This is a genomic window from Streptomyces sp. NBC_00247 (assembly GCF_036188265.1).
Classification (GTDB): Bacteria; Actinomycetota; Actinomycetes; order Streptomycetales; family Streptomycetaceae; genus Streptomyces.
Genome location: NZ_CP108093.1, coordinates 474,697 through 501,247, shown reverse-complemented (window position 1 = coordinate 501,247; position 26,551 = coordinate 474,697). Strand labels below are relative to the sequence as shown.

The following is a 26,551-nucleotide window of genomic DNA, read 5'->3' as shown; positions in this document are numbered from 1 at the left end:
CGGACCGGGTGCGGGCAACGAGGTGATCTTCAGAGGTGATCTCCGGATTCGATCCCCGGGGCGGAGAAGGCCGCCGCCGTCCGCGCGGCTCGTTGTCAGTGGTGGACGGCAGGATGGTGGCCATGACGAACTCAGCCGTCGCGCTCGCCGACGCCACCGCCTACGCCGCCGCCGTCGAGGAGGCCACCCGCGCCGCCGCCGCGTACTACGCCACCGGGGACAGCGCGCTCGACGACGACGCGTACGACCGGCTGGCGCGAGCGATCACCGCCTACGAAACGGCCCATCCCGAGGACGTGCTGGCCGACTCGCCCACCGGCAAGGTCGCGGGCGGCGCGGCGGTCGGGGACGTCCCTCACACCGTCCCGATGCTCTCGCTGGACAACGTCTTCTCCGGCGAGCAGTTCGCGACCTGGACGGCCTCGCTGGAGCGCCGGATCGGCAGACCCGTCGAGGCGTGGAGCGTCGAGCCCAAGCTCGACGGCCTCGCGGTGGCCGCCCGTTACCGCGCGGGACGGCTGGAACGCCTCGTCACCCGCGGCGACGGCACCGCCGGCGAGGATGTCTCGCACGCCATCGGGACCGTCCTCGGACTGCCCGAGGAGCTCGCGGCGCCGGTCACCATCGAGATGCGCGGCGAAATACTCATGACCACCGAGCAGTTCGAACAGGCCAACACCGTCCGCACCGCCCACGGCGCGTCCCCCTTCGTCAACCCGCGCAACGGCGCCGCCGGCACCCTGCGCGCCAAGGACCGGCCCTACCGCGTCGAGATGACCTTCTTCGCCTACGGCGCGCTCCCGCTGCCGGACTCCGGCGACCTCGTCGAGCGACTGCGAGAACTGCCGCACAGCGAGGTCCTCGCGTACGTCGCCGGCCTCGGCGTGCACACGGCGGCGGACACCCCCGTCGCCCCGCGCACCCTCCGGGCGGTGGAGGACGTACTGGCCCGGGTGGAGGAGATCGGCGCGCTCCGGGCCTCCCTGGCCTTCGGCATCGACGGCATCGTCATCAAGGCGGACCACGCCGCCGACCAGCGCGACGCGGGCAACGGCACCCGCGCGCCGCGCTGGGCCATCGCGTACAAACTCCCCGCCGTGGAGAAGGTCACCCGGCTGCTCGCCGTCGAGTGGAACGTCGGCCGCACGGGCATCATCGCCCCGCGCGCCGTGCTGGAACCCGTGGAGATCGACGGTTCGACGGTCGGTTTCGCCACCCTGCACAACCCCGCCGACATCACCCGCCGCGACCTGCGCGTCGGCGACATGGTGATGGTCCACAAGGCGGGCGACATCATCCCGCGCGTGGAGGCGCCCGCCGTCCACCTGCGGACGGGCCAGGAGACGCCGATCGAGTTCCCCGACGTCTGCCCGCAGTGCGGCTCCGCGATCGACACGAGCGAGCAGCGCTGGCGGTGCGTCCGGGGCCGCGACTGCCGGCTGGTCGCTTCCCTCTCGTACGCCGCCGGCCGGGACCAGCTCGATATCGAGGGACTCGGGGCCACCCGGGTCGTCCAGCTCGTCGAAGCGGGACTCGTCTCGGATCTCGCCGACCTCTTCACCCTGGAGCGCGAGCAGTTGCTCGGCCTGGAGCGGATGGGGGAGACGTCCACGGACAACCTCCTCGCGGCCCTCGACGCGGCGCGCACCCGCCCGCTCTCCCGCGTCTTCTGCGCCCTCGGCATACGCGGCACCGGCCGTTCGATGTCCCGCCGCATCGCCCGGTACTTCGCCACGATGGACCGGATCGTCGCGGCCGACGCCGAGACGCTCCAGCGGGTGGACGGCATCGGCACGGAGAAGGCATCGGCCGTCGTCGCCGAACTGGCCGGACTGGCCCCGCTGATCGAGAAGCTGGTGAAGGCGGGCGTCAACATGACCGAGCCGGGCGCCACCCCGCCGCCGGAGCCCGGCACGGAGGAGCCCGCCTCCGACGCCGCCCCCGCCGACGGGAACGGCACCACCGCCGGCGGTGGGCCGGAACTGCCCCTGGCCGGAATGACCGTCGTGGTCACCGGGGCGATGACCGGAGCGCTGGAGAAGCTCTCCCGCAACCAGATGAACGAACTCGTCGAGCGCGCGGGCGGAAAGTCCTCGTCCAGCGTCTCCGGGCGCACCAGCCTGCTGGTCGCCGGGGAGAAGGCGGGCTCCAAACGCACCAAGGCGGAAGGCCTCGGCGTACGCATCGCCACGCCGGAGGAGTTCGCCGTGCTCGTCGCCACCCACCTGGAGGCGGAGGGGGAGGCTGTCTGAGGAAGGCCGGGACGGGGGCGCCGGGCGCGGGCATCCCCGTCCGGCTCGGGCGTCCTCGTCCGGTGCGGCCGGCGCCCCGGTCCGGCCCCGGGCGTCCGTACGGGCTTCCTACGTCCCCGACTCGCTCCACCGGACCTCGCCGTCCGCCACCACCGTCGACGCCCGCAGCCCGAGCGCTTGCGCGATGCCCGCCGACGCGTCGTGCCCCGGACGGATGTGGGCGACCAGTTTGCCCACGCCTTGCGCCCGCAGCCAGGAGGCCATGGCGAGCGCTCCCTCGCGTCCGTAGCCCGCGCCCTGGTGGTCGACGCCGACCACCCAGGCGAGCGACGCCTCGATCGCGTCTCCGGTCGCGTCTCCGGTCGCGGGCCGCCGGTACAGCGTGGCCTGGACCGTGCCGATCAGCAGCCCGTCCGACGTCCTGCGCAGCATCCAGTTCAGCCACCCCTGCGAGCCGTCCGGCGACCGGCCCGCCGACTGGCGCGCGTACCGCGCTTCGAGCTGAGTGAGCGGGGCGGGTGTCCCACCCGTCCAGGTGTGAAGCCGGACATCGTCGAATACGGACACGGCCTCGGGGGCGTGCTCCACGCGGAGCGGTTCCAGGGAGAGCCGTGGCGTCGCCAGAGGAACCGCGGCGAGCCACGGGGGCGGTTGATCAGAGAGTGGTTGACCGGGCATCGGCGCAACGTAGCGCGAATCGGCGCCGCGGGCACAGCGCGTCCGGGCAGCCGCGGCGCAGTGGCAGCGCGTCCGCGGCGCGTCCACGGCGAACCGGGAGCGGGAGCGAGCCGAGCGGCAGCGTGTCGGTGATGGCGCCACGAGCGGGAAGAACGGGACAATCCGACGCCCCAACTGATCGGAGCGCACCGATGCCGACCCTGTTGCGCGAGGCATGGGCCACCCTGGTCCCCGATCCGGCCGGCCGGCACGGTCCTCTGCCGCCCCTGTTGCTCGTCCTGACCGTCGTCACCGGCCTGGTGGACGCGGTCAGCTACCTGGAACTGGGACGGGTCTTCGTCGCCAACATGACCGGCAACGTGGTGTTCACCGGGTTCGCCCTCGCGGGCGCGCCCGGATTCTCGCTCGCCGCCTCCCTGGTAGCTCTGGCGGCCTTCGTGGCGGGAGCCTTCGCCGGAGTGCTGATCGTCCACCGCACCCGGGCGGCCGGACACCGGGGCCGACTGCTCCTGTACGCGCTGCTCGCCGAGACCGTGTGCGTGGTGGCCGCCCTCGTCGTCACCCTGGTCTCCGGAACCCCGTACGTGGGCGGTGTGCGGTTCGCGCTCGTCGTGCTGCTCGCCCTCGGCCTCGGTACCCAGAACGCGGCCTCCAGGGCGCTCGCCGTGCCGGATCTCACCACGACCGTGCTGACGCTCACGATCACCGGCACGGCCGCCGACAGCCGGCCGGCGGGCGGGGCGGGCAGCCTGGCGGGGCGCCGGACACTGTCCGTCGCCGCGATGTTCCTGGGCGCGCTCGGCGGCGCACTGGCCGTCCTGAACGGGCAGCCGAGACTTCCGTTGCTGCTCGCCGCCGTCCTCCTGGTGGTGGTGACGCTCGCGGCGGTGCCGGCGGCGAGGGGAGCCCGGGCTTGGGCCGCCACCGGTGGTGCTTAGGCCGTGTCGGGCGGCCCCTTCGGGGGACGTCCGGCGGATCATGACCGCAGTCGGCGCACGCCCCGGTCCGGTGGCCGCCGCACCGGACGACCACCGGGCCATCGGACGACTACCCCGGCGCCACCCGGGGACCCGTACCGCCCGTGACCCGTACCGCCCGGAAATCCGTACCGTACCGCCCGTGAAGGAGCCACGCATGCCCGCCGAACCGCTGACGCAGGCCGAGATCGAGGAAGGGCTGGGCGAACTGCCCGGCTGGGAGTACGAGGGGGATCGGCTGACGCGCGCTTACCGGCTTCCGTCCCACTTCGCCGCCGCCGCGTTCACCCTGCACATCGCCCGGATCCAGGACGAACTGAACCATCACTCGGATCTGACCCTCGGGTACAACACCGTCTCCCTCGCCGTGCACACTCATGACGCGGGCGGCGCCGTCACGGCCAAGGACCTCGCGCTGGCCGCCCGGGTGACCGCCGCCGCGCCGGCCCACGATGCCGGGTAACAGCGTGCTCCGGACGTAGCGCCGTCCGCCCACCAGGGCTCTTCCCCGGGCGGGCGGACACGCCGACGGCGTCCCACCGCGGCTGTGGTGGGACGCCGTCACGTCGGACACGCGCGTCGGAGACGGCGTGTCCGAGAGGGGTCAGTTGAACTCGGCCGGGTTCGGGCCGAGGCGCTTGCCTTCGTCGAGCGCGGCGAACGCGGCCAGGTCGTCCGCGTCCAGCTCGAAGTCGAACACGTCGATGTTCTCGGCGATCCGCGACGGGGTCACGGACTTCGGGATGACCACGTTGCCGAGCTGGAGGTGCCAGCGCAGAACCACCTGGGCCGGCGTACGGCCGTGCTTCTGGGCCACCGCGACGACGGTCGGGACCTCCAGGAGGCCCCGGCCCGAGCCGAGCGGGGACCACGCCTCGGTGGCGATGGAGTGCTTGGCGTGCGTGGCGCGGGACTCGGCCTGCTGGAGCTGCGGGTGGAGCTCGATCTGGTTGATCACGGGGACCACCGAGGTCTCGGAGATCAGCCGCTCGATGTGCTCCGGCAAGAAGTTCGAGACGCCGATCGCCTTCGCGCGGCCGTCGGCGAGGAGCTTCTCGAAGGCTCGGTACGTGTCGACGTAACGGTCCTTCTCGGGCGTCGGCCAGTGGATCAGGTACAGGTCGACGTACTCCAGGCCCAGCTTGTCCAAGGAGGTGTCGAAGCCCTTCAGCGTGGCGTCGTAGCCCTGGTCGTCGTTCCACAGCTTCGTGGTGACGAAGAGCTCGTCGCGCGCCACACCGGAGGCGGCGATGGCCTTGCCCGTGCCCGACTCGTTCCCGTAGATCGCGGCGGTGTCGATGCTGCGGTATCCGGCTTCGATCGCCGTCGCGACAGCGCGCTCCGCCTCGTCGTCCGGCACCTGCCAGACACCGAAACCGAGCTGCGGCATGTCGACGCCGTTGTTGAGGCTGAGGGAGGGGACCTTGCTCACGAGCGGTCGATCCTTACGTCGATGGCAATGACACCTGCGGAAACGAGCGGGGCGACCGATCCATTCCCGTATCCCCCGGAGGCTGTCCCGACAGCAACGGACAGGGACAGCCTCGTGTCCCTGAAACCGGTTCCCGGGGACCGCCCCGCGCAATCCCCTCCCGTGCTCGCTTCCCACGGGCGGCCCGGTCCGGCGGCGGCCCGGACCGGGCTCAGCCGTAGAGTGCGTCCACCTCGACCGAATACGCGGTCTCGATCGCCTTCCGCCTCAGCTTCAGGGACGGCGTGAGCAGGCCACGCTCCTCGCTGAACCGGTGGGCCAGGATGCGGAACGTACGGATCGACTCCGCCTGCGAGACGGCGGTGTTGGCCGCCACCACCGCGCGCCGTACCTCCATCTCCAGGTCCGGGTCCCGGACGAGTTCGGCCGGTGGCAGAGGGCCCCGTCCCTGCATCGCGAGCCAGTGGTCCACGGCCTCCTGGTCCAGTGTCACCAGCGCCGCGATGTAGGGGCGGTCGTTACCGACCACGATGCACTGGGCGACGAGCGGGTGCGCCCTGACCCGTTCCTCCAGGCCGACGGGGGAGACGCTCTTGCCGCCCGAGGTCACCAGGATCTCCTTCTTCCGCCCGGTGATCGTCAGGTAGCCGTCCTCGTCCAGCGCCCCGAGGTCGCCCGTGGCGAGCCAGCCGTCGTGCAGCACCGCGGCCGTCGCCTCCGGGTTTCCCAGATAGCTCGCGAAGACCTGGTCTCCGTGCACCCACACCTCTCCGTCCTCGGCTATGTGCACGGTGGTACCCGGGATGGGCTGGCCCACGGTTCCGTACCTGACACGGCCGGGAGGGTTGCCGGTCGCCGCGGCGGTGGTCTCGGTGAGGCCGTATCCCTCGTAGATCTCGATGCCCGCGCCCGCGAAGAACAGCCCCAGCCGCCGTTCCATGCCCGATCCGCCGGACATCGCGTGCCGTATCCGGCCGCCCATGGCGTCGCGGAACTTCTTGTAGACGACCTTGTCGAAGAACTGGTGCTGCACGCGCAGACCCGGTGACGGGCCGGGGCCCGTGCCGAAGGTCCGCTGTTCCATCGCCTCCGCGTACCGGACGGCGACTTCCGCGGCTTTGTCGAACGGGCCGATCCGTCCCTCCGCCTCGGCCCGGCGGCGGGCACCGTGGAAGAGCTTCTCGAATATGTAGGGGACGGCGAGGACGAACGTCGGACGGAACGACTCCAGGTCCGGCATGAGGGCGCCGGCCGAGAGCTCGGGCTGATGGGCGAGTGTCACACGGTTGCGCAGGGAGGCGACCTCCACCATGCGCCCGAAGACGTGGGCGAGCGGCAGGAAGAGCAGGGTGGACGGTTCGTCACCAGGTCTGGAACGGAAGACCGGCTCCCAGCGCTGGGCCATGGTGTCGGCCTCGAACATCAGGTTGGCATGGGTGATCAGACAGCCCTTCGGGCGGCCCGTGGTCCCCGAGGTGTACACGACGGTGGCCACGGAGTCGGGTGTCACCGCACGCCTGTGGCGGTGCACCACCTCGTCGTCGATCCGGGCCCCTGCCTCCATCAGCTCGGCGACCGCGTCGCCGTCGAGCTGCCAGAGCCGCTTCAACCGGGGCAGCCGGTCGATCACCGAGCCCACCGTCATGGCGTGGTCCTCGTGCTCCACCATGATCGCGGCGACCTCGGCGTCGTGCAGCATCCACAGGACCTGCTCGGCCGAGGACGTCGGGTAGACCGGCACCGACTGGGCGCCCAGCGTCCACAGGGCGAAGTCGAAGAGCGTCCATTCGTAGCGTGTACGGGACATCAGGGCGACCCGGTCGCCGAAGCGGATGCCGTGCGCCACGAGGCCTCGCGCGAGGGCCAGCACCTCGTCGCGGAAGGTCTCGGCGGTGACGTCCTGCCACTGCCCGTCCGCGTCCTTCCGGCCGAACGACACCCGTTGCGGATCGTCGTGCGCCTGTTCGAAGACGGCGTCGGCAAGGCCCCCGACCGGACGTCGTGCGGCTGCCATGGGTGGGACGGTGAACTCGCGCAATGACCTGCTCCTTACGGCGCTCCGCACAGCGCCGCGACGCTACCCCAACGAGAGGGGGCTTGGGAGGGGAAAGGGCCCGCCCGCCCGGGCGCCGAGCGCCGGGCATGCGTCGAAATCCGGCCAGATGGGCAAGGCTCGGGCGCACTTCTGACCCTGGAGTAAGCAGGTGCCACCCTTTCTGCACAGAATCTGTACAGGTGGGAGGCCCGCGCCTTTCCCGTCGAAGGCCCCCGGCGCACGGCGGGCCGGCCGGCAGGCGGTCATCGGTGGTCATCCGATGCCGGAGCGGCCGGCTCGGCGATCGGTGTCGGCGTCGGTCACTCGTCACGCGACCGGCGCCCGCCCGGCCCGCGACCTTCCGACCCGCCCGACCTCTCCGGCCTGCCCCGGCCGCGACCTTCCGACCCGCCCGACCTGTCCGCCCGACCTCTCCGGCCTGTGGATCGGCAGGTCAGGGGAGGGGCGTGGCGCCTCGGTCCTCACGGTCGGCGGTTTCTCCCGGTCCGCCGAAGCCCCGGTGCAACCGGTCTCCGCCCGCCAGGATCGCGGCGGCCAAGGCATCCGCCGCCTCCGGCGAGCCGCCCCGGCCCTGGCCGTGCAGCAGGACGAAGTCGACGTCGCCGAGGTCCGGCAGTCCGGCCCGGGTCGGTACCTGCACCAGCCCCGGCGGGATGAGTCCCCGGGTGTGCGCCATCACGCCCAGCCCGGCGCGGGCCGCCGCGACGAGCCCGCTCAGGCTGGTACTCGTGCACGCCAGCCGCCAGGACCGGCCGTGTCGTTCCAGCACGTCCAGCGCGCGGGCCCGGGTGATGCCGGGCGGTGGGAAGACGATCAGCGGCAACGGCCGTTCCGGGTCGATCCGCAGATGCGGCGCCCCGATCCAGGTCAGAGCGTCCCGTCCGACCAGCTCTCCGTGGGTGTCCCCGGCCCGGCGTTTGGCCAGCACCAGGTCGAGCCGGCCGGCGGCGAGCGACTGGTGGAGCGAGCCGGACAGTTCCACCGTCAGCTCCAGCTCGACCTCCGGGTGCTCCTTGCGGAACCCCTCCAGGATCTCCGGCAGCCGGGTCAGTACGAAGTCCTCCGAAGCGCCGAAGCGCAGTCGTCCGCGCAGCCGGGTCCCGGCGAAGAAGGCGGAGGCCCGTTCGTGCGCCCGCAGGATCGTGCCGGCGAAGCCGAGCATCGCCTCGCCGTCCTCCGTGAGGTCCACCCGGTGGGTGTCCCGTGTGAACAGCTGTCGGCCCGTGGCCTCCTCCAGTCGCCGGACGTGCTGGCTCACCGTGGACTGCCGGACTCCGAGCCGCCGCGCGGCCCGGGTGAAGCTCAGGGTCTGGGCGACGGCCAGGAAGGTGCGGAGCTGTGCGGGGTCGTACATGGGGAAAGGTTATCGCGATCCGTGATCACAGTGAGTTCGGTATACGGGTTTCCCGATGGGATGGGTCGGTAGCAGAATGGCGACTGTATACACTCGACCGTGAGACGAACGTGGAGCACATGAGCCCCCGCACCTTGAGGCTGCCGTCCTGGCTGCCCGTCGACCCGTACATCCTGGCGCTCATCGGGACCGTCGTGGTCGCCGCGCTGCTCCCGGCGTCGGGCACCGCCGCCGATGTGGCGGGCCGCACCTCCACCGGTGCGGTCGCGTTCCTCTTCTTCCTCTACGGCACGCGCCTCTCCACGGCCGAGGCGATGGACGGCCTGCGCCACTGGCGGCTCCACCTGACCGTGCTGTGTTCCACCTTCGTGGCCTTCCCGCTGCTGGGGCTGGCGAGCAAGGGCCTCGTCCCCTTCGTGCTGAGCCCGCAGCTCCAGTCCGGTTTCCTCTTCCTCTGCCTGGTGCCGTCCACCATCCAGTCGTCGATCGCCTTCACCTCGATCGCACGCGGAAACGTTCCTGCGGCGATCTGCGCGGGCTCCTTCTCCAGCATCGCCGGGATCGTGATCACCCCGCTGCTCGCCGCCCTGCTGCTCGGCGGCTCCGCCGGAGGCTTCTCCACCGACTCCCTGGTGAAGATCGTCCTGCAGCTGCTCGTCCCCTTCCTGGTGGGACAGCTCCTGCGCCGCTGGACCAGCGGCTTCCTCGGACGCCACAAGAAGATCCTGGGCTACGTCGACCGGGGTTCCATTCTGCTCGTCGTCTACACCGCGTTCAGCGAGGGCATGGTCGCCGGCATCTGGCACCAGGTGACCCCGCTGCGGCTCGTCGCGCTGCTGGCCGCCGAGGCTGTCCTGCTGGCCGTCATGCTCCTGATCACCTGGCAGGGAGCGAAGCGGCTCGGCTTCGACCGCGCCGACCGGATCGCCATCCAGTTCGCCGGATCGAAGAAGAGCCTGGCCTCCGGGCTGCCGATGGCCAGCGTCCTGTTCGGCGCGCACGCGAGCCTCGCGGTCCTGCCGCTGATGCTCTTCCACCAGATGCAGCTGATGGTCTGCGCGGTCATCGCGAAGCGCCGCTCCCGTGACCCGGAGGAGCCGGAGGCAGCCTCGGGGCCCGCCTCCGAAGCGGCCGTCGGGGGCGCGGCGGCCACCGCGAGCTGACGGAGAGCGGGAGCGAAGGGCGGGACCCCGGAGCCCCGGAGAACGGGGCCCGCCCCCCGCCCGTCCACGCATTGCCGCGCCCGGTCCGGACGCCGCGCCCGGTCCGAACGGCCCGCCCCGCCCGGTCCGAACGCCCCGCCCGGCCCGGTCCGTGAGGCGGGGCGGGACGGCCTCACTCTCCGGTGACCGGGGCCTCCAGCGCGATCCGGTGCTCACCCGCGTACACGTTCATCGACGGCCCCCGCAGGAAACCGACCAGGGTCAGTCCGCTCTCGGCCGCCAGGTCGACGGCGAGCGACGAGGGTGCCGACACCGCGGCCAGAACCGGAATCCCGGCCATCACCGCCTTCTGCGCGAGCTCGAACGAGGCCCGCCCGGACACCAGCAGGACCGACCGCGACAGCGGCAGCCGGTCGTCCGTCAGGGCCCGCCCGACCAGCTTGTCGACCGCGTTGTGCCGGCCGACGTCCTCCCGGACGTCCACGAGCTCGCCCTCCTCGGAGAAGAGGGCCGCCGCGTGCAGCCCGCCGGTCCGGTCGAAAACCCGCTGCGCCGCGCGCAGTCGGTCGGGCAGGGCCGAGAGCAGCTCGGGCGTCACCCGTACCGGAGGCTCGTCGGCCACCGGATACCGGGTCGTCGTCCGTACCGCGTCGAGACTGGCCTTGCCGCAGAGGCCGCACGAGGACGTCGTGTACACATTGCGTTCGAGGGTGATGTCGGGGACCACGACGCCCGGCGCCAGCTGCACGTCCACCACGTTGTACGTGTTGACGCCGTCCGCCGTCGCCCCCGCGCAGTAGACGATCGACCGGACCTCGGAGCCGGCGCCGATGACGCCCTCGCTGACCAGGAACCCGGCCGCCAGTGCGAAATCGTCGCCCGGAGTGCGCATCGTGATGGCGAGCGGCTTGCCGTTGAGGCGGATCTCCAGCGGCTCCTCGGCGACGAGCGTGTCGGCGCGGCTCGACACCGCTCCTTCCCGGATGCGGAGAGTGCGGCGTCGCTCGGTGACCCGTCCCATGGTTCAGACCCGATTCCTGTACGTACGTGGGGAGGCCTCAGCGGCCCTTGCGGCGGAGGCTCCGCCTTTCCCGGCTCGTCGACCGGCCCCGGTCAGCTTCACGATCTCATGGTCCGCCCCACGCGCCGGGAGCCGCAGGGTCCCCGTTCCCGCAGCCTTAGCTGATGGTCGGTGGATCATGGCTGGTGGCTGGTGGCTGGTGGCTGGTGGCTGGTGGATCGTGGCCGGAGGCCGTCACGCCCGGGTACGGGACGGAACCTGACGGGCCGCCGGGCCTGCGGGAGCGAAACGGCGGAATGCCGCCCGTCCGGAGCACGCCTGTCGCCAAAGGGTTGTCCCGCGATGCGTGGTGGATCGGTGCGCGGCGTCGGATGCGGTGCATCGCAAGGCGGAGGGGCGTCCGCGTAATGGATGGAGCGGGACGTTCCGGCAACGCGGCGAGGTGCCGTAGCTGTCGTCGCGCACCCGCCAGGAATCGCGGGACAGCCCTAAGGCTCCAACCCGCGGTCCGTATTCCTGTCGGATCACGTGCCCCCGTACCGGACAGTAGCGACCAACACTGGATGGTTCCTGCCATACGTAGCGAGGGGAACCCGTACATGACCGGCTCACGTGTCGTGGCGCTCGGCCACTACCAGCCCGCGAAGGTGCTGACCAACGACGATCTTGCCGCCATGGTCGACACCAGCGACGAGTGGATCACCAGCCGCGTCGGCATCAGAACCCGTCATGTGGGGGGCCCGGACGAACCGGTGGACGAGCTGGCCGCGCACGCCGCCGCCAAGGCGCTCGCGACGGCGGGACTCCAGGCCTCCGAGATCGACCTCGTCCTCGTCGCGACCTCCACGGCCATCGACCGCTCGCCCAGCATGTCGGCGCGGGTCGCCGCACGGCTGGGCATGGGCTCCCCCGCGGTGATGGACATCAACGTGGTCTGCTCGGGCTTCACCCACGCACTGGCCACCGCCGACCACGCGATCCGCGCCGGCGCGGCCACCCGCGCGCTGGTCGTCGGCGCCGACAAGATGGGCGACATCGCCGACTGGACCGACCGCAGCACCTGCGTCCTGGTCGGCGACGGGGCGGGGGCCGCCGTGGTCGTGGCGGAGCCGGAGGGCACCGGCACTCCGGGTATCGGTCCGGTGCTGTGGGGCTCGGTGCCGGAGATGGGCAACGCCGTGCGGATCGAGGGAACGCCGCCACGCTTCGCCCAGGAGGGCCAGTCCGTCTACCGCTGGGCCACCACACAGCTGCCGCCCATCGCCCGCAGCGTGTGCGAGAAGGCGGGGATCGCCCCCGAGGACCTGGCAGCGGTCGTGCTGCACCAGGCGAACCTCAGGATCATCGAGCCGGTGGCCCGCAAGATCGGCGCGGTCAACGCGGTCATCGCCCGGGACGTGGTGGACTCCGGGAACACCTCCGCGGCGTCCATTCCCATGGCCCTCTCCAAGCTCGTGGAGCGGGGCGAGATCGAGAGCGGGGCGCCCGTCCTGCTCTTCGGTTTCGGCGGCAACCTCTCCTACGCCGGCCAGGTCATCCGCTGCCCGTGAGAGGCCGCCGCCCCAGGCGCCGCCCGCCGTTCATGAGACAGATATGTTCCCGCGGATCTTGGTCGGTAGACTGTAGACGATAAGCAATTACTCGCCGCCCGGAGGGGGAGCGCGATGTTGTTTGCAGGACTGCCGCAGGGGGCCGTGCCGAAACTGGAACGACCGGGCCCGTTGCGCGAACGCGTGTACGAGGCGCTGCTCGAACTCATCACCATCCGCGCCCTCCGGCCCGGTCAGCACCTGGTGGAGAGCGAACTGGCCGGCCAGCTCGGCGTGTCCCGGCAGCCGGTGCGCGAGGCGCTCCAGCGGCTCAACACCGAGGGATGGGTCGACCTGCGCCCCGCCCAGGGCGCTTTCGTGCACGAGCCGACCGAGGAGGAGGCCGACCAGCTGCTCTCGGTCCGCACCCTGCTGGAGGCCGAGGCCGGGCGGCTGGCCGCCGCCCACGCGGACGCGGACGGTGTGGCGGCGCTGGAGGAGCTCTGCGACCGGGGCGAAGCGGCGGTCGCAGAGGACGACGTCGATCTCGCGGTCGCGCTGAACGCGGAGTTCCACGCCAAGGTCATGGAGCTGGCCAAGAACGTGGTGCTGTCGGCCCTCGCCGCCCAGGTCGGGCGCCGGGTCCGCTGGTACTACACACCGGTGGCCCGACGGCGGGGGAAGCAGTCCTGGACCGAGCACCGTGAGCTGATCGCCGCCATCGCGACCCACGACGAGCAGCGAGCCACGGAGATCATGCGGGCGCACACCGAGCACACCCGCCGGACGTACCACGAGCGCGAGAAGGGCTGACCCGGGGACCCGGTCCACGGTCCGGGGCCGCGTTCCAGGGTCCGGACCCGGTCCGCGGGGGACGGGTGCCGGCCGTTCAGCCGATTCCCTTCCGGTCCGGGATCAGCCCGAACGTCCGCTCGGCGTGCTCCGGTGACGTCCGCTCCACCGCCAGGACCAGGAGCGCGCGGTGCCTGAGCAAGGCCGCCGCGCGCGTGGCCGGTACGGCCGTCAACAGGTCGTCCAGGCCGGCCAGCAGCCGCCTGGTGACCTGCGGTCCCGCCCCGGGAACGCACCGCCTGACCTCCTCGAACGCCAGATCCACCAGGTCGTCCCAGTCCGGCGTCTCCACCACGAGCCGGACCGCGCCCCGGTGGTCGCGGTGGCGCACCGTACCGAGCGGCCGGTCCGCCAGGGCCGCCAGGAACTGCACGGTCCGGTCCAGACACTGCACCGCGGTGGTCGGGTCGTTCACGGCGGCGGACAGGGCGTGCAGCGCGATGTCCGTGAGCTGCCGCAGGCCGAACGACGCATCGCGGCGCAGCGTGCGCTCGACACCCACGGACACGGCGTCACCGGGTACGGACCCGGGGCCGGTTCCGCCGCCGTGCACCGCCAGTACGGGCATGCCGGGCACCAGGAAGTCCCCCATGCGGGGGAGCAGTCGCAGAACCACCCCGCGCCGCCGTGCCACCCGCACGAGCCTCGCCGCGTCCACGTCCCGCAGCACCCCCGCCCGGCCCCCGTACCGCACCCTCCCGGTCTCCGGCGGCAGCGGCGGCGGGCCGCCAGGAGTGCCGGCGGCCCCCTCCCGGTCCTCCTCGCGCGGCTGCCGTTCCAGCGCGCGCAGCGAGTCACGGGCGATCCGGTCGACGACCGGGCCCACCTGGAGCAGCCGCAGCGTGGACGACACGTACGTGATGAAGAGCAGCAGGCTCAGGGCGACCATGGCCAGGGTCAGCAGGCTCTGCAGCACCGGCACGGAGGTCAGACGCGGGACCTCCGTCTCGCTCTCGTACGAGGTCAGGACCAGGAGCGAGAACACGAAGGTCGCCAGGAACACCGTCAGGGTGAGCTTGGTGATCCGGCTCCGCACGAAGATCCGGACGATGCGGGGCGTGAGCTGCCCGCTCGCCATCTGCACGGCCACCAGCGAGATGCTGAAGACGACGCCGATGAAGGTCATCATCGCCGCGCTGACCGTGGTGACGACCGTACGCGCGTCGTTGGCGAAGGAAGCCAGATCGCCCAGTTCCCGGTAGGCCTTGTCGACCCGCAGATGCGTGACGATCGCCGAATCCAGCGTCGAGACCCCCCACCAGAGGAGGAAAGCGCCCAGGAGCCCCGCGGCCGGAGCGAACCAGAAGGTGTCCCGCAGATGCTCGCGCAGGTCCGAGAGGGCGAAAGGGCGCAGGTGGTACCGGACGTTCATGACCGCGAAGGTAGCCCGCGCGACCTTGGGTACGCGTCCGGTGACACACCGTACGCGCGTGCGTCCGAGGGCCCGGAAATCGGCCCCCGTGACACCCGGCACCGCACTGACCACGGGAAACAGGGGTGATCGAGGGTCCAAACCCCTGGTATTGTTCTCTTTGTCGGAGCGGGAAACACCGCGAACGACAGACACCTTGTCCGGGTGGCGGAATGGCAGACGCGCTAGCTTGAGGTGCTAGTGCCCTTTATCGGGCGTGGGGGTTCAAGTCCCCCCTCGGACACCAACGGAAAGACCCCAGATCACCTGGGGTCTTTCGTGTTTTTCGGGTCGTGGCGTGACCCACGGGCGAGCGATTCCCGGCCGGACGAGGGATGACGGGCGGAGAGTCGGGTCCGGTGCCGAGCACGACCGGCGGCGCCCCGGCAAGGTCACGGCGACAGCCGGTCACAGCTCCGGTACGGCTTCCAGATCGAGCGCCACCTCCGGGGCCGTCGTCCCGGAGGACGGTGCGTCGAGCCGCTGCTCGCACCAGATGGTCTTGTTCCGGCGCCCGTGGCGGACGCCCCAGCGCGTGCTGAGGCGCATCACGATGTAGAGCCCGCGACCCCCCTCGTCGCTCGCCCGGGCGTGGCGGAGGTGAGGGCTGGCGCTGTTGGCGTCGGTGACCTCGGACAGCAGCCGTCCACGGTCGTGGACGAGGCGCAGCCGGACCGGGCCGGTGCCGTAGAGGATCGCGTTGGTGACCAGCTCGCTGACGACGAGTTCGGCGGAGTGGGCGGCGTCCTCGAGTTCCCAGGCGGCGAGCTGGCGGTCGACGAGCCTGCGGGCGGTCGCCACCACGGAGGCGTCGGCGGGCAGGGTCCAGTCCGCCACCTGGTCCGGCGGGAAGGCCCGGGTGCGGGCGAGCAGGAGGACCGCGTCGTCGTCGTGGGACGGCGCCATCCGGTAGACGGCGGTGTCGCACAGTTCGGCAAGGGGCTGGGTGGTGGAAGCGAGCACGTCCGCGAGCCGGCACGCGGCTTCGGCGCGGTCATGGCCGCCGACGTCGAGAAGACCGTTGGTGAAGTGGGCGAGCAGGCTGCCCGGGAGAAGCTCGGTCTCGGCTGCGAAGTAGGCGCGTCCGCCGCCCGCTCCCAGCGGTGGACCCTCAGGGACGTCGATCGTGCGGCGTGTACCGTCCGGGTCGATGACCAGCGGTGCCGGATGTCCGGCACGGATCATGGTGCAGCGCCGGGAGACCGGGTCGTAGACGGTGATCGCGCAGGTGGCCACCGCGGCCTCTCCGCTCGATGCGGCGCTGCCCGGGAGTTGGGCGCAGACCTCGTCCAGATGGGTGAGCAGTTCGTCCGGCTCCAGGTCCTGGAGGGCGAGGGTGCGCACGGCGATCCTCAGCTGGCCCATGGTCGCGGCCGCCTCGATGCCGTGGCCGTTGACGTCGCCGACGATCAGGGCGACTCGGGTGCCCGACAGGGGAATGACGTCGAACCAGTCGCCCCCGGCGGTCTCGGGCAGGTACACGTGGGCGGTCTCCACGGCGGTGAGAGCGGGGACCGCGTCCGGCTGGAGCCTGCGGTGCAGGGCCGTCGCGATCGTCCTTTCGCGGTGGTACCTGTACGCGTTGTCCAGGTGCGCGGAGGCGGCGGAGGCCGCCTGGCGCGCCACGTCCAGGTCCGCCTCCTCGAAGGGGTCCGGCCTGTACCGGTAGAGGGTCAGCAGCCCCAGGACGGTCTCCCGGACCACGAGCGGGGCGACGATCATGGAGTGCACGCCCGCCTCGACCAGGGGAGCGAGGCCTTCGGGAGAGGCCCTCAGCCACGCGGCGTCGCGCGAGACGGGGACCAGACGCGCCCGCGCGTCCCCCAAGGCCTGCGAGTACGGGGTGGCGAACGGGAACGGGCGACTCTCGCCGTCCTTCCTGCTCGTGATGGTGTCCGCCGGTGCGAAGGACACACGGCGCAGAGGGGCGTCCCGCGGCGGGACGTCGGCGAGCCCCGCGCCCGGCCCCCCGGCCTCGTCCAGCAGGTCGACGCTCGCGGCGTCGGCGAACGCCGGCACGAGGGCCCCCACGAGTCCGTCGGCGAGGGGCCGTGCCTCCAGCACCGGACCGAGAGCCGCGTGCACGCCGCTGAGGACGGCCAGCCTGTCCGCCGCGGCCTGGTGCTCGGTCACGTCCTCGACCACGCCCACCACACGTCTTGGTTCACCGGCGGGTCCGTCGAGGGGGAAGAGGGAGACCTGCAGGATCTGGTTGTTGTAGGGGGCGGACGGCGCCCGTCCCCGTATCTGGTGCCGCCGCACCGGTTCGCCGGTCCTGAGTACCTCGTCGATCAGGGCGACCGTGGCGTCGGCGTCGAATCCGGGGGCGAAGTCGTGCACCCGGTGCCCGATCACCTCCTCGGCGGGGAGATCCCGTACCCCCAGGCCGGAAGGGTTGTACCGCATGACCGTGTGGTCGCTGTCGAAGACGAACAAGCCCTGTGGCGAGTCGGCGAACAGCGCGTTCAGCACCGTGGTGTCGTCGAGGGAAGCATTCACTTGCCGCAGCCTCCCTCCGTGGCCGTCCCTCTCACCATCCCGCATCGGCCGGAGGCGGCAACCCGGGCCGTCCGTGGTCCGGCGCGGCGGGACCACCGCCTGCCGTCCCGACGCGGAGACAGCCGCTCGGCCCCGGGCGGTCGCGGCACGCCGAGCGCGCTCGCGGGTGGGACCACCAGCGGCCGCCCGCCCGCCTGCCGGGCGGAGGGCCCCGGACCGGTCAGGGCAGTTCGGCCGTCTGCGGTACGCCTCCCACCGGCAGGGCGGACTCCAGGCCTGCTACGGGGCCGGGAACAGGGCCGGGGCCAGGGCCGGGGCCGGCGGTGAGGAGAGGCGTGAGCGGGGCCGACGGCGTCCGCTGCCGCGGGACCGCCGGGCGCAGTGCGCGCGGTCCCGGGACCACCGCGTAGTCGGAGCCCAGGAAGTCCGGGCTCAGCTCGCCGGGATCGTCGCCGAGTGCGAGGCGTACGGCCGCCCACGGCACGTTGAGGCCGCACTCGGAGAGCTGGTGCAGGCCACCGGCGGGGCGGGTGTTGACGTCCATCAGGACGGGCTCGCCCGCGTGCAGGCGGAACTGGATGTTCGTCAGCCAGTGCAGGCCGAAGGACCGGGCGATCAGGCGGGCAGGATCGATCCACGCGGGGTCGAGCGTGAAGCCGCGCCGCCGGCCGTTCTTCGTACGGCCCACCGCCAGCCGGACCGCTCCGTCGGGGCCGGTGAGGCAGTCGACGGAGACCTCCGGCTCGTCCAGACGCGGCATCACGAGCCAGTCGACGGACCGCTCGGTGCGCCGCAGCGCCCTCGTCACCAGCTCCAACGGCACGTACGGGCTCGGGAATCCGGTCAGGTGCAGCATGGAGAACGGCGCCCGGGTGATGATCCGGAAGCCGACGCCGCCCTCGCCGCCGGTCGGCTTGAAGCACGCCTTGCCGCCCTGCGCCTCGATGGCGTCGACCGCGGCCAGAAGTTGTGCCTCGTCGCGCACCCGCCACCACGGTGGCACCGGAACGCCGACCCGCCCCACGGTCTCGTAGGCCAGTGCCTTGTTCGCGAAGAGGCCTATCGCCTCGGCGGGCGGCGCGAGCAACGCCGTCCCGAGGGCCGCGAAGTCCTCGCGGTGCGCGGCCAGAGCCGCCTGGTGGAGGACGGGTACGAACACGTCGGTGCCGCGCCGCGCGCACTGGTCGAGCGCGTACTCGACGTACGCGGCGGGCGACAGGTTCTCCGGCTCCGGAGCGCAGGTGTCGGCGGCCGCGAGTACCGGGGAGTCCGGGTCGGCGTGCGTGGCGTGGATCTCGACAGGACGGCCGTGCGGATTGCGCCGCAGCTGATCCATGAAGAAGACGTTCTCCGCGTACGTGCGGTTGAGCCAGACGCGTACGGGAGAGACCATGCAGGCCGCCTTCCGGGGTCGCGGACACGGCGGGGCGGGGCCGGATCCGGTCGGTGAGAGAGGGAGGGAACGCCGACCACGTGCGACGCGGAGAACCGCAGGTGGGGGAGCGTTGGGGTGATCCTAGGGGGCAGGACGGCCCGCGTTGGCTACGTGCGTGTTACGGATTTCGCGGTCCGATGCCCGGACCCCGGTTCGCGGCAATGTCCGGCCCGGAGTGGTTCTGCCCTTTCGTGGACGGGTGGCGCCAGGATCTGAAGCCCACGGCTTCTGCGCTTCCTGGACGGCTACCACGCCATCGCCGCTCGGTCCGGCTGAGCGCACGGTGTCGGGCGGGCAGCTGCTTCAGTAGGTGGGCGCTCAGGTGGCGTTGATGAAACGCTTTCCGGCCAGTCGCAGGGGTTCGCGTCGGGCGTTTCGACGTCACACCTGTCGAACGGCATCGCCCGGTCGTGTAGTCCACCTGAGCCCCGAACAGTAGATCTTTCCGCGTCTGTGACCTGCTGGCCGTCCAGACACAGGAGGGATGTCGGCAGGCGGTCCTGTGCCCCGTGGGCTCCTCGCTCTGTTCGACGGCATCTGCGGCTACGGCCGGATTGCTTCGTACGCGCTGAGCGCATGGTGGTTATACCCCCATCAGCCCCTAGGGTGAGCCAAGTTGAGTCGAAGCACGTCGGGGGGACGAAGAATGACCACTGGGTTGGCGACCGATCCGACCACCTTGATTCTCGTCGCCGGATATGCCGGGTCAGGGAAGTCCGAAGCGGGCAAACTGCTCGCCGCGGCAACAGGTTGGGCCATGCTCGACAAGGACACGATCAGCCGCCCGATGACCGAACGTCTACTGACCGCGTTGGGCGGCGATCCCGATGACCGGCACAGCTCTTCCTACCTGGAGCAGGTCAGACCTCTCGAGTACGAGTGCCTGATGAAGACCGTGTGGGAGAACCTTGAGTGCGGCACGTCTGTCGTTGCCGTGGCTCCGTTCCTCGCCGAGAGCGTCGACCGGCAGTGGACGTCCAGAGTCGCGCGACGTTGCAGAAGGTCAGGGAATCGCTTCGCGACTGTGTGGGTGGACAGTGACCTCGAATCCATGCGCGACCGATTGATCTCCAGGAACGCTTCCCGCGACACGTGGAAACTGACGCACTGGCCCACCTATACCGGTGGGATCGATCTCGAACTCCGGCCGGTGATCCCTCACCACCTGATCGACAACCGGATCGGGGCGGCGCGTCCGCTGGCTGAACAGGTCGAAGGCGTGGCGCAGTTGCTCTTGGGCAGCTCATGAGGGCCGTCGTTCTGTACGGCCCCCCGGCTGCGGGGAAGGACACCGTCACGGCAGCCCTCTGTTCCGCGGATCCACGCTTCGAGCTGTTGATCAAGCTCAAGCATGGATCCGGTCGCTCGGCCGGATATCGCTTCGTGACTGCGGAGGAACTGGAGTCTCTGCGCAGGGTGGGCCGGATCGTGGTGGAGACCCGTCGCTACGGAAACGTCTACGCGGTTGACCGAAAGTCGTTGGACGAGGCGCGGCAGCGCGGGGCGATCCCGGTCACCCATATTGGCAACCTCGCGGACATGCGGCGGTTGCTGGCCGAAACTCCCTCCGTTTCCTGGTTACGTGTCCTTCTCTGGGTTCCTCGGAGTGAGTGCGAGAAGCGCTCCCTGGAACGTGGTGACCTGGACACGGCGGAGCGACTTGCTGCGTGGGACCAGACTTCGGCGGATGTGCTCGATTCCGACGTGAAGGATCTGTTCGACATGGTGATCCGGACGGACCGTACGGACCCCACGACCGCAGCCAAAGAGATCAGTGGCGAACGCGTCCGTACGCGAGACGCGTTGCGGCGGGACGAGCTGGAGGCTGCTCTGGCGCTTCCTCGGGGGGACGGCGCTTCCTGATGCATGTGCTGCGTGTTGGCCGACCAGGGCCGCTGTCCGTGTACCAGATTCATGATTGCGAGTGGCAGGGGGATGCGGGTGGGGGTCGTCCGTACACTGGAAGATTTGGCGAGGATCGGTCGTCAACGGACTGTGAACGAGCGCAGTGTGCACTTGAGGCACGATGAGGTCGCAACTGATCTCCTGCTCGATACGGTGTCGGCCGACCGGGTCTCCCTGGAGCGCATGAACGTCGACGGGGCGCTGACCGTTCGATCGTGCCACATCGATGAACTCGTCATTGATCACGTGGAGGCGGACGCGCTGCTGGTGGTCAACTCGCGCATCGGCCGCCTGACCGTCCGCAATGCTGCGATGGGATGCGAAGTCACGATCATCGATTCGGCGCTGGACTTCGTGGCTGTGCACTCGTGCGGCACTACACGACTCGAACGTCTGCGGGTTGAGGAGGTGATACAGGTGAACGCGCTGCGCGGCCCTCTGCGTATCGCCAACACGCGTGTGGCTTCGCTGACGATCCGAAGTCAGGCGTCGGGCGGCAGGCTAGGCCGGCCGAGAGTGGTGCTGAAGGGCCTGAAAGCCCGAGAGGACATCACCTTCGACGATCTCTGGCTGTCCGCGATCGACATCGACGATGTCGAGACCTGCGCACTCACCCTGCGGCGAGTTCGTCTGGACGAGCCCTTGTGCGCGAACGAACTACGTTGCAGTGAGACTATGCGCGTCAACGGGCTCGTCATTCCCGCTCAGGACAGCAAGATCTCCAACAGTGCTGTCGGAGGACCGGTGGAGTTACGGAATCTGAGGCTGACCGAGGGGGACCTCGAGAGCGGGGGAGTCGCCCGACTGGCTCTGCACAACACGACGGTCGTGTCCCTTTCCGCGTCCTCCGAGGCATCGTCCGTCATCAGCCTGCACGGCTCTTCGGTCACGGGAACACTCGGCATTCCGTTGGGATGTTCGCGCTACAGCCTGGACGGTTCGTCGAGCGTCGGGGACATGGAGCTAGCCGGCCAGGTCTTCCGCAACGCCACCCAGGCTCTGGGCTTTCTGGAACGCTCCTTCACCGAGGTGACTGCCGCGACGATCGAGTCAGTGCGGTCTGCGCTGGCCAGAAGAAACCGGAATCGCGAGGTCGACGAGCTCTACTACCTCGCGAGGCAACGCGAGGCCGCCACGTTACCTGTGCTGCGGAGAACCCTTGAGCGGGTGATCCTCGGCGGGGTTCTCGGGTGGGGGGTACGCGCACGGAACCCGGCACGGGTCCTCGGGCTGTGTGTGCTGCTGACCGGAGCGGCCTTCCATCTGGCAGGTGTTGGGCGGGAGCCGGGACGAGGCCTCATGGACGCGGTTGTCATGGGCAAGAGCCTGGTATTGGCCCTGGCCCTGTGGCTGAACGTGGGAACCGGTATGCCCTCGGAGCTGAAAACGGCTGAGTGGTCCGCGCTCGCGGTGGCATTCACCGTTGCGGGCATGCTGTTCACCACACTCATCGTGGGCATCGTCATACGCAAGCTTGTGCGCTGACCTCTGCCACTACTGATGTCAGAGTGGCGCTCATGGGCATAGATGAAAAAGCTGTGCACGGCGCAGCGACGAGTCCGCCAACGGTCTATGGACTGCGAGGCCGATCGTTTGTGGTGACCGGAGGCAGCAGGGGGTTGGGCTACGCGACGGCGCGTCTCCTTGCCGCAGAGGGGGCGTCGGTAGCGATCTGCGGCCGGAACCGCGAGAGCCTCACGCGTGCGGCGTCCGGGTTGCGCGAAGAGTTCGGCGTTCGCGTGCTGACGGAATCGGTGGACGTGCTGGCACAGGGTGAGCTGGAGGACTTCACCCGGCGTGCAGGAGAACTCCTCGGCGGGCTCGACGGCTTGGTCGCCAACATTGGTGGCAAGCGTGGCGGTGGCCTTCTCGAGTCGACTCGAGAAGACTGGGCAGCGACCTGGGAACTGAACGGCGGCCATGCCGTGCGCGCCATCCGCGCTGCCCTCGACAGCGTTCGCCCCGGTAGTTCCGTGGTGCTGGTCTCCTCCGTCTCGGGGTGGAAGCCACGTTTTCCGGCGCAGTACGGCGCTGCGAAGGCCTCGGAGATCTACCTCGCGGGCGCACTGTGTCAGGAACTCGCCCCCCGCCGGATTCGGGTCAACACGGTCAGCCCCGGCTCGATCCTCATACCGGGAAAGAGCTGGGACCGGCTGCGGCGTCGGGACCCTGAGGCTTATGAGGCGTACGCCCGGAGGAACCCCAGCGGGCGGCTGCTCGACGCGGAGGAAGTCGCGCAGGTTATTGGATTCCTGCTGTCGCCGGTGTCGGGAGCGATGAACGGAGCTCACGTTCCGGTCGACGGCGGGCAGCCGCAGGCGGGCCTGGGGCCGGAGCGGTGAGAGCAGTGCGCGCCGGTTGATCCATGCTTACGTGCCGGGCCCGGTCTGTAAGCCGGTTTTCCGGCGGCCCGTCCTCCAACCCGCCGCGCCGTCTCGCCCCGCTCCTGCTACGCGACCGGCTTCCGGATCGCGGCGATGTCGAACTGGAGGCGGAGCTTCTCGCTGACCATGGCTCCGCCTTCGGCGAGGCGGGCGTTGTAGGTGAGGCCCCAGTCGGTGCGGTTGATGGTGGTGGTGCCGTCGAAGCCGACCCGTTCGTAGCCGAACGGGTCGGTGACGTGCCCGATGTAGGTGAGGTCCAGGTCTACCGGGTTGGTGGTGCCCCTGATCGTGAGGTCTCCCGTCATACGGAAGAGGTCCTGGGCGACGAGGCTCACGGCGGAGCTGGTGAAGACCATCCGGGGGTGCTTCCGGGCGTCCAGGAACTCCCGCCCGACGAGGTGCGCGTCGCGCTGTTCCACGCCGGTGTCGACGCTGGCGGTGGCGATGGCGATCTCGGCCCGGGAGCGGGAGGGGGTACTGCCGTCGAAGTAGAGGAGGCTCTCGTACTCGGCGAAGGAACCCCGCACCGTCGTCACCATGGCGTGCCGCACGGAGAATCCGATCCTGCTGTGCGCCGGATCGATCATCCATTCTCCGGTGAGTCCCTTCAGCGCGGGAGGGGGAAGCACGGCGGCAGGCGCGACCGTCGTGTCCGTGCCCGGGTCAACTGTGCGTCGGGGCGTTGAGCTGCGGCTGAAGATGTTCATGAAGTACTTAGTTACTGTGAGAAAACGATCAAGGTAAGAGAGCGTCGAGGAATCCGACCATGTGCACGCGAACCTTCACGAAGTGGAGCCCTCGTGGGTACGCGGCGTAGCGCCCGGGTGAGCGGCGCTCCGGCACGACCGTGCTGGGGGTGGGGAGCGATGGGCGGTCGGCGTACGACTGCTCCACGGTTCGTCCGCGACTTCGTCCCCGGGCCGCGGGGCGCCGCGTGGAGCGCGTCGGACTTCCGGCGGGCGGCGTGCGGGAGGCCCGGCGGAGTTCCCGCGGGGGAGCGCCGTCACCCGGTCGTGCTGCCGGGGTGTCCGGAGGAGGGCAGCCGCCAGTCGTACGGGAAGAAGTCCACCGCCCAGGAGGCGTCTGCGGCTGTCAGCGCGGCCACGTTCTCCGGCGTGCGCAACAGGCATCGACTGGACAGCAGTTGACGCCGCTCGGCAGGGGTCAGCAGTGCTTCGCAGGGGTCGGGGTTCGCTCCGCCGTCGTCCAGGTCCCTTCGGCCGTCGGCGTTGACCCTTCTGCCCGTCGGCGTCCGGTGGTCCAGGCGGAAGTCGGTGCGCCACTGGGAGTTGCTGCCCCACCCCTGCGACAGGTCGACGGTGGGCCGGTGGCGGCGCAGGAAGGTCCAGTAGAGCGGGGAGCGGTCGGCGACGCCGCGCTCCGCGTGCCGGGCGCCGGCCCGGACGCGTACGCCGGCACGGCTGAACAGCAGCGGCCCCAGCCACAGTCCCGGCCAGACCGTCCCGGTCACGCGGACGGCTTCCTCCGGATCCTCGGCCTGCTCGACTTCGACGATTTCGTGGAGGAAGGGGTCGAAGGGGCCCGTCGGCCGGAACGGCTTCAGCCCAAGATCGGTGAACAGGCGGAGATACTGCTCCAGGCCGAGCGCCGGCCACCCGTCGAGCGAGCGCGAGCGACGGGCCCACGGTGCCTCGATCCCCGGGTCGGCAGGAGGCTGATGGGCCAGGAGCAGCATGTCGCTGACCCGGCTGAGGGCGTACAGCTCCCAGCTCATCGCGTTGCGGAGATCGGCCGGTCCGTCGAAGTCCTCCCGGCAGAGCGAGTCCGCCGCCGTTGCCAGCCAGGCCGGGTAATCGGCGGCGCCGCGTGCGAGCCACGGCGCCACCACCGCCCCGAAGGCGTTCGGACCCCCGTGTCCCAGCAGTTCCTGGTAAAGATCCCTGGCGTCGACCGATGTCGCTTCCTCGTCCATCCGCGCAGCGTAGCGACGCCGCCGAACCGGGATCGAACGGTTTCCCGCCCTGCGTGAGAGCCGGCGAGGCTGCTGCGGGATGTCCGGCGACCGTCCTTCGAGGGTGAGTCGCGGTTCCGCTCGGGCCCGCGGGGGAACCGCCGGCCGAACGCGCGATGAACCGGCCCTCCATCGGTGGCAACCTTTTGGCCCCGTGCGGCGACTACGAGTCCGGAACCCCCCGTCTTCCCGCTGGGAACCGAGGAACGGAACAGCCCATGGCACCGTACGGACGCACGCCACCGGAACGCCGGTTTCACGGGGTCGCGGTGGCCGGGGCCGGGTCGTCGACGGAACGGGTTCCGGGCTTCCCGCAGCCGTCCGGAGCCATCGCGGGACTTCCCGGTCCCTGAGTCTCACCGAGTGTCGAAGCGCTTCGACACCACTCTGGACAGTTCTCCGGAGTCGGTCTAGGCTCGTTTGGATCTCTGCATGTCAGAGGGGGGTTGGGGGAAACGCGGCTGTTTCGAAGCGCTTCACCACCATCCTCCTTCCCGCTGTTGTTCTGCCGTCCCGTCACCTGTCACTGTCACCCGTAAGGGAGAGCGCATGGTCACCCTGGCCGAGGTCGCCCAGCACGCCGGAGTCTCCGCGAGCACGGTGAGCTACGTCCTCAGCGGGAAGCGGTCCATCTCCGGGCCCACCCGGGAGCGAGTGGAGCTGAGCATCCAACAGCTCGGCTACCACCCCAACGCCGGGGCCCGCGCGCTCGCCAGCAGCCGATCCAACATCATCGCCCTGATGGTGCCGTTGCGTACCGACATGTACGTGCCGGTGATGATGGAGATCGCCATCGCGGTGGCCACCACCGCCCGTACGCACGGCTACGACGTACTGCTCCTCACCGGTGAGGAAGGCCCGGCCGCCGTCCGGCGGATCGCCGGGAGTTCGCTGGCCGACGCGCTGATCCTCATGGACGTGGAACTGCACGACGAGCGCCTCCCCGTGCTCCGGGACACCGAACGGGCCGCCGTGCTCATCGGGTTGCCCGCAGACGTGGCCGGACTGACCTGTGTGGACCTCGACTTCGAGGCGACCGGGGCGCTGTGCCTGGATCATCTGGCCGGACTCGGGCACCGGGAGGTCGCCGTGATCGGCGAGGCACCCGCGGTCTACGAACGGCACACCGGCTTCGCCGAGCGCACCATCGACGGCATCCGGGCCAAGGCGCGGGAGACCGGAGTGACCGTGCTGCACCGGCCCTGCGAGGGCGGTTACGCGGCGATGGCGCAGACTCTGTCCCGGATCTTCGACGAACGGCCGGGCACCACCGGGTTCATCGTCCAGAACGAGTCCGCCGTGGAGCCGCTGCTCAACCTCCTCCAGCAGCAGGGCCGTGCCGTGCCCGAGGACGTCTCGGTGGTCGCGGTCTGCCCCGAACAGGTGGCGGTACAGGCCTCCGTGCGGCTCACCTCCGTCGCCATTCCCGCCCAGGAGATGGGGCGCCGGGCGGTCGAGCTGGTGGCGGCCAAGCTCACCGGCCGAGGCGCGGACGAGGTCGAGCTGATCGCGCCGGAGCTGACGGTACGGGCCAGTACGGGGCCCGCCCCCGCGGTGTGAGCCGTGCGGGCCGGCCCGACCGCCTCGGGCCGGGCCCACCCGCACGGGCGGCCGGCGGTCCGCCGGACCGC

Annotated in this window: 21 protein-coding genes and 1 tRNA gene; 12 read left to right on the top strand and 10 right to left on the bottom strand. The window is 70.7% G+C overall.

The annotated features are described in order from the left end of the window. Nucleotides 1-113: 113 nt before the first annotated feature. Nucleotides 114-2,252: an NAD-dependent DNA ligase LigA gene (gene ligA / locus OHT52_RS01880; protein ID WP_328718330.1), complete on the top strand. Its 2,139-nt coding sequence runs from the start codon at nucleotides 114-116 to the stop codon at nucleotides 2,250-2,252. Nucleotides 2,253-2,360: 108 nt separating this feature from the next. Here ligA and OHT52_RS01875 read toward each other — a convergent pair whose 3' ends face one another. Further along, complete coding sequence (locus OHT52_RS01875) at nucleotides 2,361-2,930, bottom strand: GNAT family N-acetyltransferase (RefSeq protein ID WP_328718329.1); 570 nt, start codon at nucleotides 2,928-2,930, stop codon at nucleotides 2,361-2,363. 191 nt (nucleotides 2,931-3,121) lie between these two features. On the opposite strand from OHT52_RS01875, the gene OHT52_RS01870 reads away from it, so the two are divergent. Both OHT52_RS01870 and OHT52_RS01865 read left to right on the top strand, forming a co-directional pair. Next, the gene (locus OHT52_RS01870; RefSeq protein ID WP_328718328.1) at nucleotides 3,122-3,868 is read left to right on the top strand and encodes a DUF1275 family protein; all 747 of its coding nucleotides are present in this window, start codon (nucleotides 3,122-3,124) and stop codon (nucleotides 3,866-3,868) included. 196 nt (nucleotides 3,869-4,064) lie between these two features. Next, nucleotides 4,065-4,370 carry a 4a-hydroxytetrahydrobiopterin dehydratase gene (locus OHT52_RS01865; protein ID WP_328718327.1) on the top strand — a complete coding sequence of 102 codons (306 nt, stop codon included), beginning with the start codon at nucleotides 4,065-4,067 and terminating at the stop codon, nucleotides 4,368-4,370. Between the two features lie 141 nt (nucleotides 4,371-4,511). Here OHT52_RS01865 and OHT52_RS01860 read toward each other — a convergent pair whose 3' ends face one another. The 3 genes from OHT52_RS01860 to OHT52_RS01850 all read right to left on the bottom strand — a co-directional run bounded on the left by OHT52_RS01860 (nucleotide 4,512) and on the right by OHT52_RS01850 (nucleotide 8,749). Beyond that, nucleotides 4,512-5,339, bottom strand: coding sequence for an aldo/keto reductase (locus tag OHT52_RS01860; protein ID WP_328718326.1), 828 nt, complete (start codon nucleotides 5,337-5,339; stop codon nucleotides 4,512-4,514). A gap of 211 nt (nucleotides 5,340-5,550) precedes the next feature. Beyond that, nucleotides 5,551-7,353, bottom strand: coding sequence for an AMP-dependent synthetase/ligase (locus OHT52_RS01855; RefSeq protein ID WP_328718325.1), 1,803 nt, complete (start codon nucleotides 7,351-7,353; stop codon nucleotides 5,551-5,553). A 475-nt stretch (nucleotides 7,354-7,828) separates the two neighbouring features. Continuing rightward, nucleotides 7,829-8,749 carry a LysR substrate-binding domain-containing protein gene (locus OHT52_RS01850; RefSeq protein WP_328718324.1) on the bottom strand — a complete coding sequence of 307 codons (921 nt, stop codon included), beginning with the start codon at nucleotides 8,747-8,749 and terminating at the stop codon, nucleotides 7,829-7,831. A gap of 119 nt (nucleotides 8,750-8,868) precedes the next feature. On the opposite strand from OHT52_RS01850, the gene OHT52_RS01845 reads away from it, so the two are divergent. Then, nucleotides 8,869-9,912: a bile acid:sodium symporter family protein gene (locus OHT52_RS01845; protein WP_328718323.1), complete on the top strand. Its 1,044-nt coding sequence runs from the start codon at nucleotides 8,869-8,871 to the stop codon at nucleotides 9,910-9,912. A gap of 172 nt (nucleotides 9,913-10,084) precedes the next feature. Here the strand turns inward: OHT52_RS01845 and fdhD are convergent, their stop codons facing one another. Continuing rightward, entirely contained in the window at nucleotides 10,085-10,933 is an 849-nt protein-coding gene (gene fdhD, locus OHT52_RS01840; protein ID WP_328718322.1) for a formate dehydrogenase accessory sulfurtransferase FdhD, read from the bottom strand. Between the two features lie 599 nt (nucleotides 10,934-11,532). Between fdhD and OHT52_RS01835 the strand changes: the two genes are divergently transcribed. Beyond that, complete coding sequence (locus OHT52_RS01835; RefSeq protein WP_328718321.1) at nucleotides 11,533-12,483, top strand: beta-ketoacyl-ACP synthase III; 951 nt, start codon at nucleotides 11,533-11,535, stop codon at nucleotides 12,481-12,483. 114 nt (nucleotides 12,484-12,597) lie between these two features. Further along, nucleotides 12,598-13,275, top strand: coding sequence for a GntR family transcriptional regulator (locus tag OHT52_RS01830; protein WP_328718320.1), 678 nt, complete (start codon nucleotides 12,598-12,600; stop codon nucleotides 13,273-13,275). Between the two features lie 76 nt (nucleotides 13,276-13,351). Here OHT52_RS01830 and OHT52_RS01825 read toward each other — a convergent pair whose 3' ends face one another. After that, a complete protein-coding gene (locus OHT52_RS01825) occupies nucleotides 13,352-14,686 on the bottom strand; it encodes a DUF2254 domain-containing protein (protein WP_328718319.1) in 1,335 nt (444 codons plus the stop codon). 198 nt (nucleotides 14,687-14,884) lie between these two features. Here OHT52_RS01825 and OHT52_RS01820 point away from each other — a divergent pair. After that, nucleotides 14,885-14,972 (top strand) — tRNA-Leu (locus OHT52_RS01820). A gap of 161 nt (nucleotides 14,973-15,133) precedes the next feature. Here OHT52_RS01820 and OHT52_RS01815 read toward each other — a convergent pair. Further along, entirely contained in the window at nucleotides 15,134-17,224 is a 2,091-nt protein-coding gene (locus tag OHT52_RS01815) for a SpoIIE family protein phosphatase (protein WP_328718318.1), read from the bottom strand. 220 nt (nucleotides 17,225-17,444) lie between these two features. Further along, a complete protein-coding gene (locus OHT52_RS01810) occupies nucleotides 17,445-18,617 on the bottom strand; it encodes an ATP-grasp domain-containing protein (RefSeq protein WP_328718317.1) in 1,173 nt (390 codons plus the stop codon). Nucleotides 18,618-19,305: 688 nt separating this feature from the next. On the opposite strand from OHT52_RS01810, the gene OHT52_RS01805 reads away from it, so the two are divergent. The 4 genes from OHT52_RS01805 to OHT52_RS01790 all read left to right on the top strand — a co-directional run bounded on the left by OHT52_RS01805 (nucleotide 19,306) and on the right by OHT52_RS01790 (nucleotide 22,906). Beyond that, nucleotides 19,306-19,908: an AAA family ATPase gene (locus OHT52_RS01805; protein ID WP_328718316.1), complete on the top strand. Its 603-nt coding sequence runs from the start codon at nucleotides 19,306-19,308 to the stop codon at nucleotides 19,906-19,908. An 86-nt stretch (nucleotides 19,909-19,994) separates the two neighbouring features. Then, entirely contained in the window at nucleotides 19,995-20,522 is a 528-nt protein-coding gene (locus OHT52_RS01800) for a guanylate kinase (protein WP_328718315.1), read from the top strand. A 132-nt stretch (nucleotides 20,523-20,654) separates the two neighbouring features. Then, on the top strand, nucleotides 20,655-22,049 hold the full coding sequence (locus OHT52_RS01795; RefSeq protein WP_328718314.1) for a hypothetical protein: 1,395 nt from the start codon (nucleotides 20,655-20,657) through the stop codon (nucleotides 22,047-22,049). A 32-nt stretch (nucleotides 22,050-22,081) separates the two neighbouring features. Then, nucleotides 22,082-22,906 (top strand): SDR family NAD(P)-dependent oxidoreductase, encoded by an 825-nt coding sequence (locus OHT52_RS01790; RefSeq protein WP_328718313.1) that lies wholly within the window; start codon nucleotides 22,082-22,084, stop codon nucleotides 22,904-22,906. 107 nt (nucleotides 22,907-23,013) lie between these two features. Here OHT52_RS01790 and OHT52_RS01785 read toward each other — a convergent pair whose 3' ends face one another. Both OHT52_RS01785 and OHT52_RS01780 read right to left on the bottom strand, forming a co-directional pair. After that, nucleotides 23,014-23,655 carry a YceI family protein gene (locus OHT52_RS01785; protein WP_328718312.1) on the bottom strand — a complete coding sequence of 214 codons (642 nt, stop codon included), beginning with the start codon at nucleotides 23,653-23,655 and terminating at the stop codon, nucleotides 23,014-23,016. A 296-nt stretch (nucleotides 23,656-23,951) separates the two neighbouring features. Then, nucleotides 23,952-24,881, bottom strand: coding sequence for a hypothetical protein (locus tag OHT52_RS01780; protein WP_328718311.1), 930 nt, complete (start codon nucleotides 24,879-24,881; stop codon nucleotides 23,952-23,954). Nucleotides 24,882-25,469: 588 nt separating this feature from the next. Here OHT52_RS01780 and OHT52_RS01775 point away from each other — a divergent pair. Continuing rightward, nucleotides 25,470-26,480, top strand: a complete 1,011-nt coding sequence (locus OHT52_RS01775; protein ID WP_328718310.1) for a LacI family DNA-binding transcriptional regulator — start codon at nucleotides 25,470-25,472, stop codon at nucleotides 26,478-26,480. Nucleotides 26,481-26,551: the final 71 nt, after the last annotated feature.

Excerpts from the sequence above, each read along its gene's own strand:
- ligA (WP_328718330.1), top strand. The coding sequence starts at position 114 with ATGGTGGCCATGACGAACTCAGCCGTCGCGCTCGCCGACGCCACCGCC.
- OHT52_RS01850 (WP_328718324.1), bottom strand. The coding sequence starts at position 8,749 with ATGTACGACCCCGCACAGCTCCGCACCTTCCTGGCCGTCGCCCAGACC.
- OHT52_RS01845 (WP_328718323.1), top strand. The coding sequence starts at position 8,869 with ATGAGCCCCCGCACCTTGAGGCTGCCGTCCTGGCTGCCCGTCGACCCG.
- OHT52_RS01835 (WP_328718321.1), top strand. The coding sequence starts at position 11,533 with ATGACCGGCTCACGTGTCGTGGCGCTCGGCCACTACCAGCCCGCGAAG.
- OHT52_RS01870 (WP_328718328.1), top strand. The coding sequence starts at position 3,122 with ATGCCGACCCTGTTGCGCGAGGCATGGGCCACCCTGGTCCCCGATCCG.
- OHT52_RS01810 (WP_328718317.1), bottom strand. The coding sequence starts at position 18,617 with ATGGTCTCTCCCGTACGCGTCTGGCTCAACCGCACGTACGCGGAGAAC.
- OHT52_RS01775 (WP_328718310.1), top strand. The coding sequence starts at position 25,470 with ATGGTCACCCTGGCCGAGGTCGCCCAGCACGCCGGAGTCTCCGCGAGC.
- OHT52_RS01855 (WP_328718325.1), bottom strand. The coding sequence starts at position 7,353 with ATGGCAGCCGCACGACGTCCGGTCGGGGGCCTTGCCGACGCCGTCTTC.
- OHT52_RS01865 (WP_328718327.1), top strand. The coding sequence starts at position 4,065 with ATGCCCGCCGAACCGCTGACGCAGGCCGAGATCGAGGAAGGGCTGGGC.
- OHT52_RS01790 (WP_328718313.1), top strand. The coding sequence starts at position 22,082 with ATGGGCATAGATGAAAAAGCTGTGCACGGCGCAGCGACGAGTCCGCCA.
- OHT52_RS01805 (WP_328718316.1), top strand. The coding sequence starts at position 19,306 with ATGACCACTGGGTTGGCGACCGATCCGACCACCTTGATTCTCGTCGCC.
- OHT52_RS01780 (WP_328718311.1), bottom strand. The coding sequence starts at position 24,881 with ATGGACGAGGAAGCGACATCGGTCGACGCCAGGGATCTTTACCAGGAA.
- OHT52_RS01785 (WP_328718312.1), bottom strand. The coding sequence starts at position 23,655 with ATGAACATCTTCAGCCGCAGCTCAACGCCCCGACGCACAGTTGACCCG.
- OHT52_RS01825 (WP_328718319.1), bottom strand. The coding sequence starts at position 14,686 with ATGAACGTCCGGTACCACCTGCGCCCTTTCGCCCTCTCGGACCTGCGC.
- OHT52_RS01830 (WP_328718320.1), top strand. The coding sequence starts at position 12,598 with ATGTTGTTTGCAGGACTGCCGCAGGGGGCCGTGCCGAAACTGGAACGA.
- OHT52_RS01875 (WP_328718329.1), bottom strand. The coding sequence starts at position 2,930 with ATGCCCGGTCAACCACTCTCTGATCAACCGCCCCCGTGGCTCGCCGCG.
- fdhD (WP_328718322.1), bottom strand. The coding sequence starts at position 10,933 with ATGGGACGGGTCACCGAGCGACGCCGCACTCTCCGCATCCGGGAAGGA.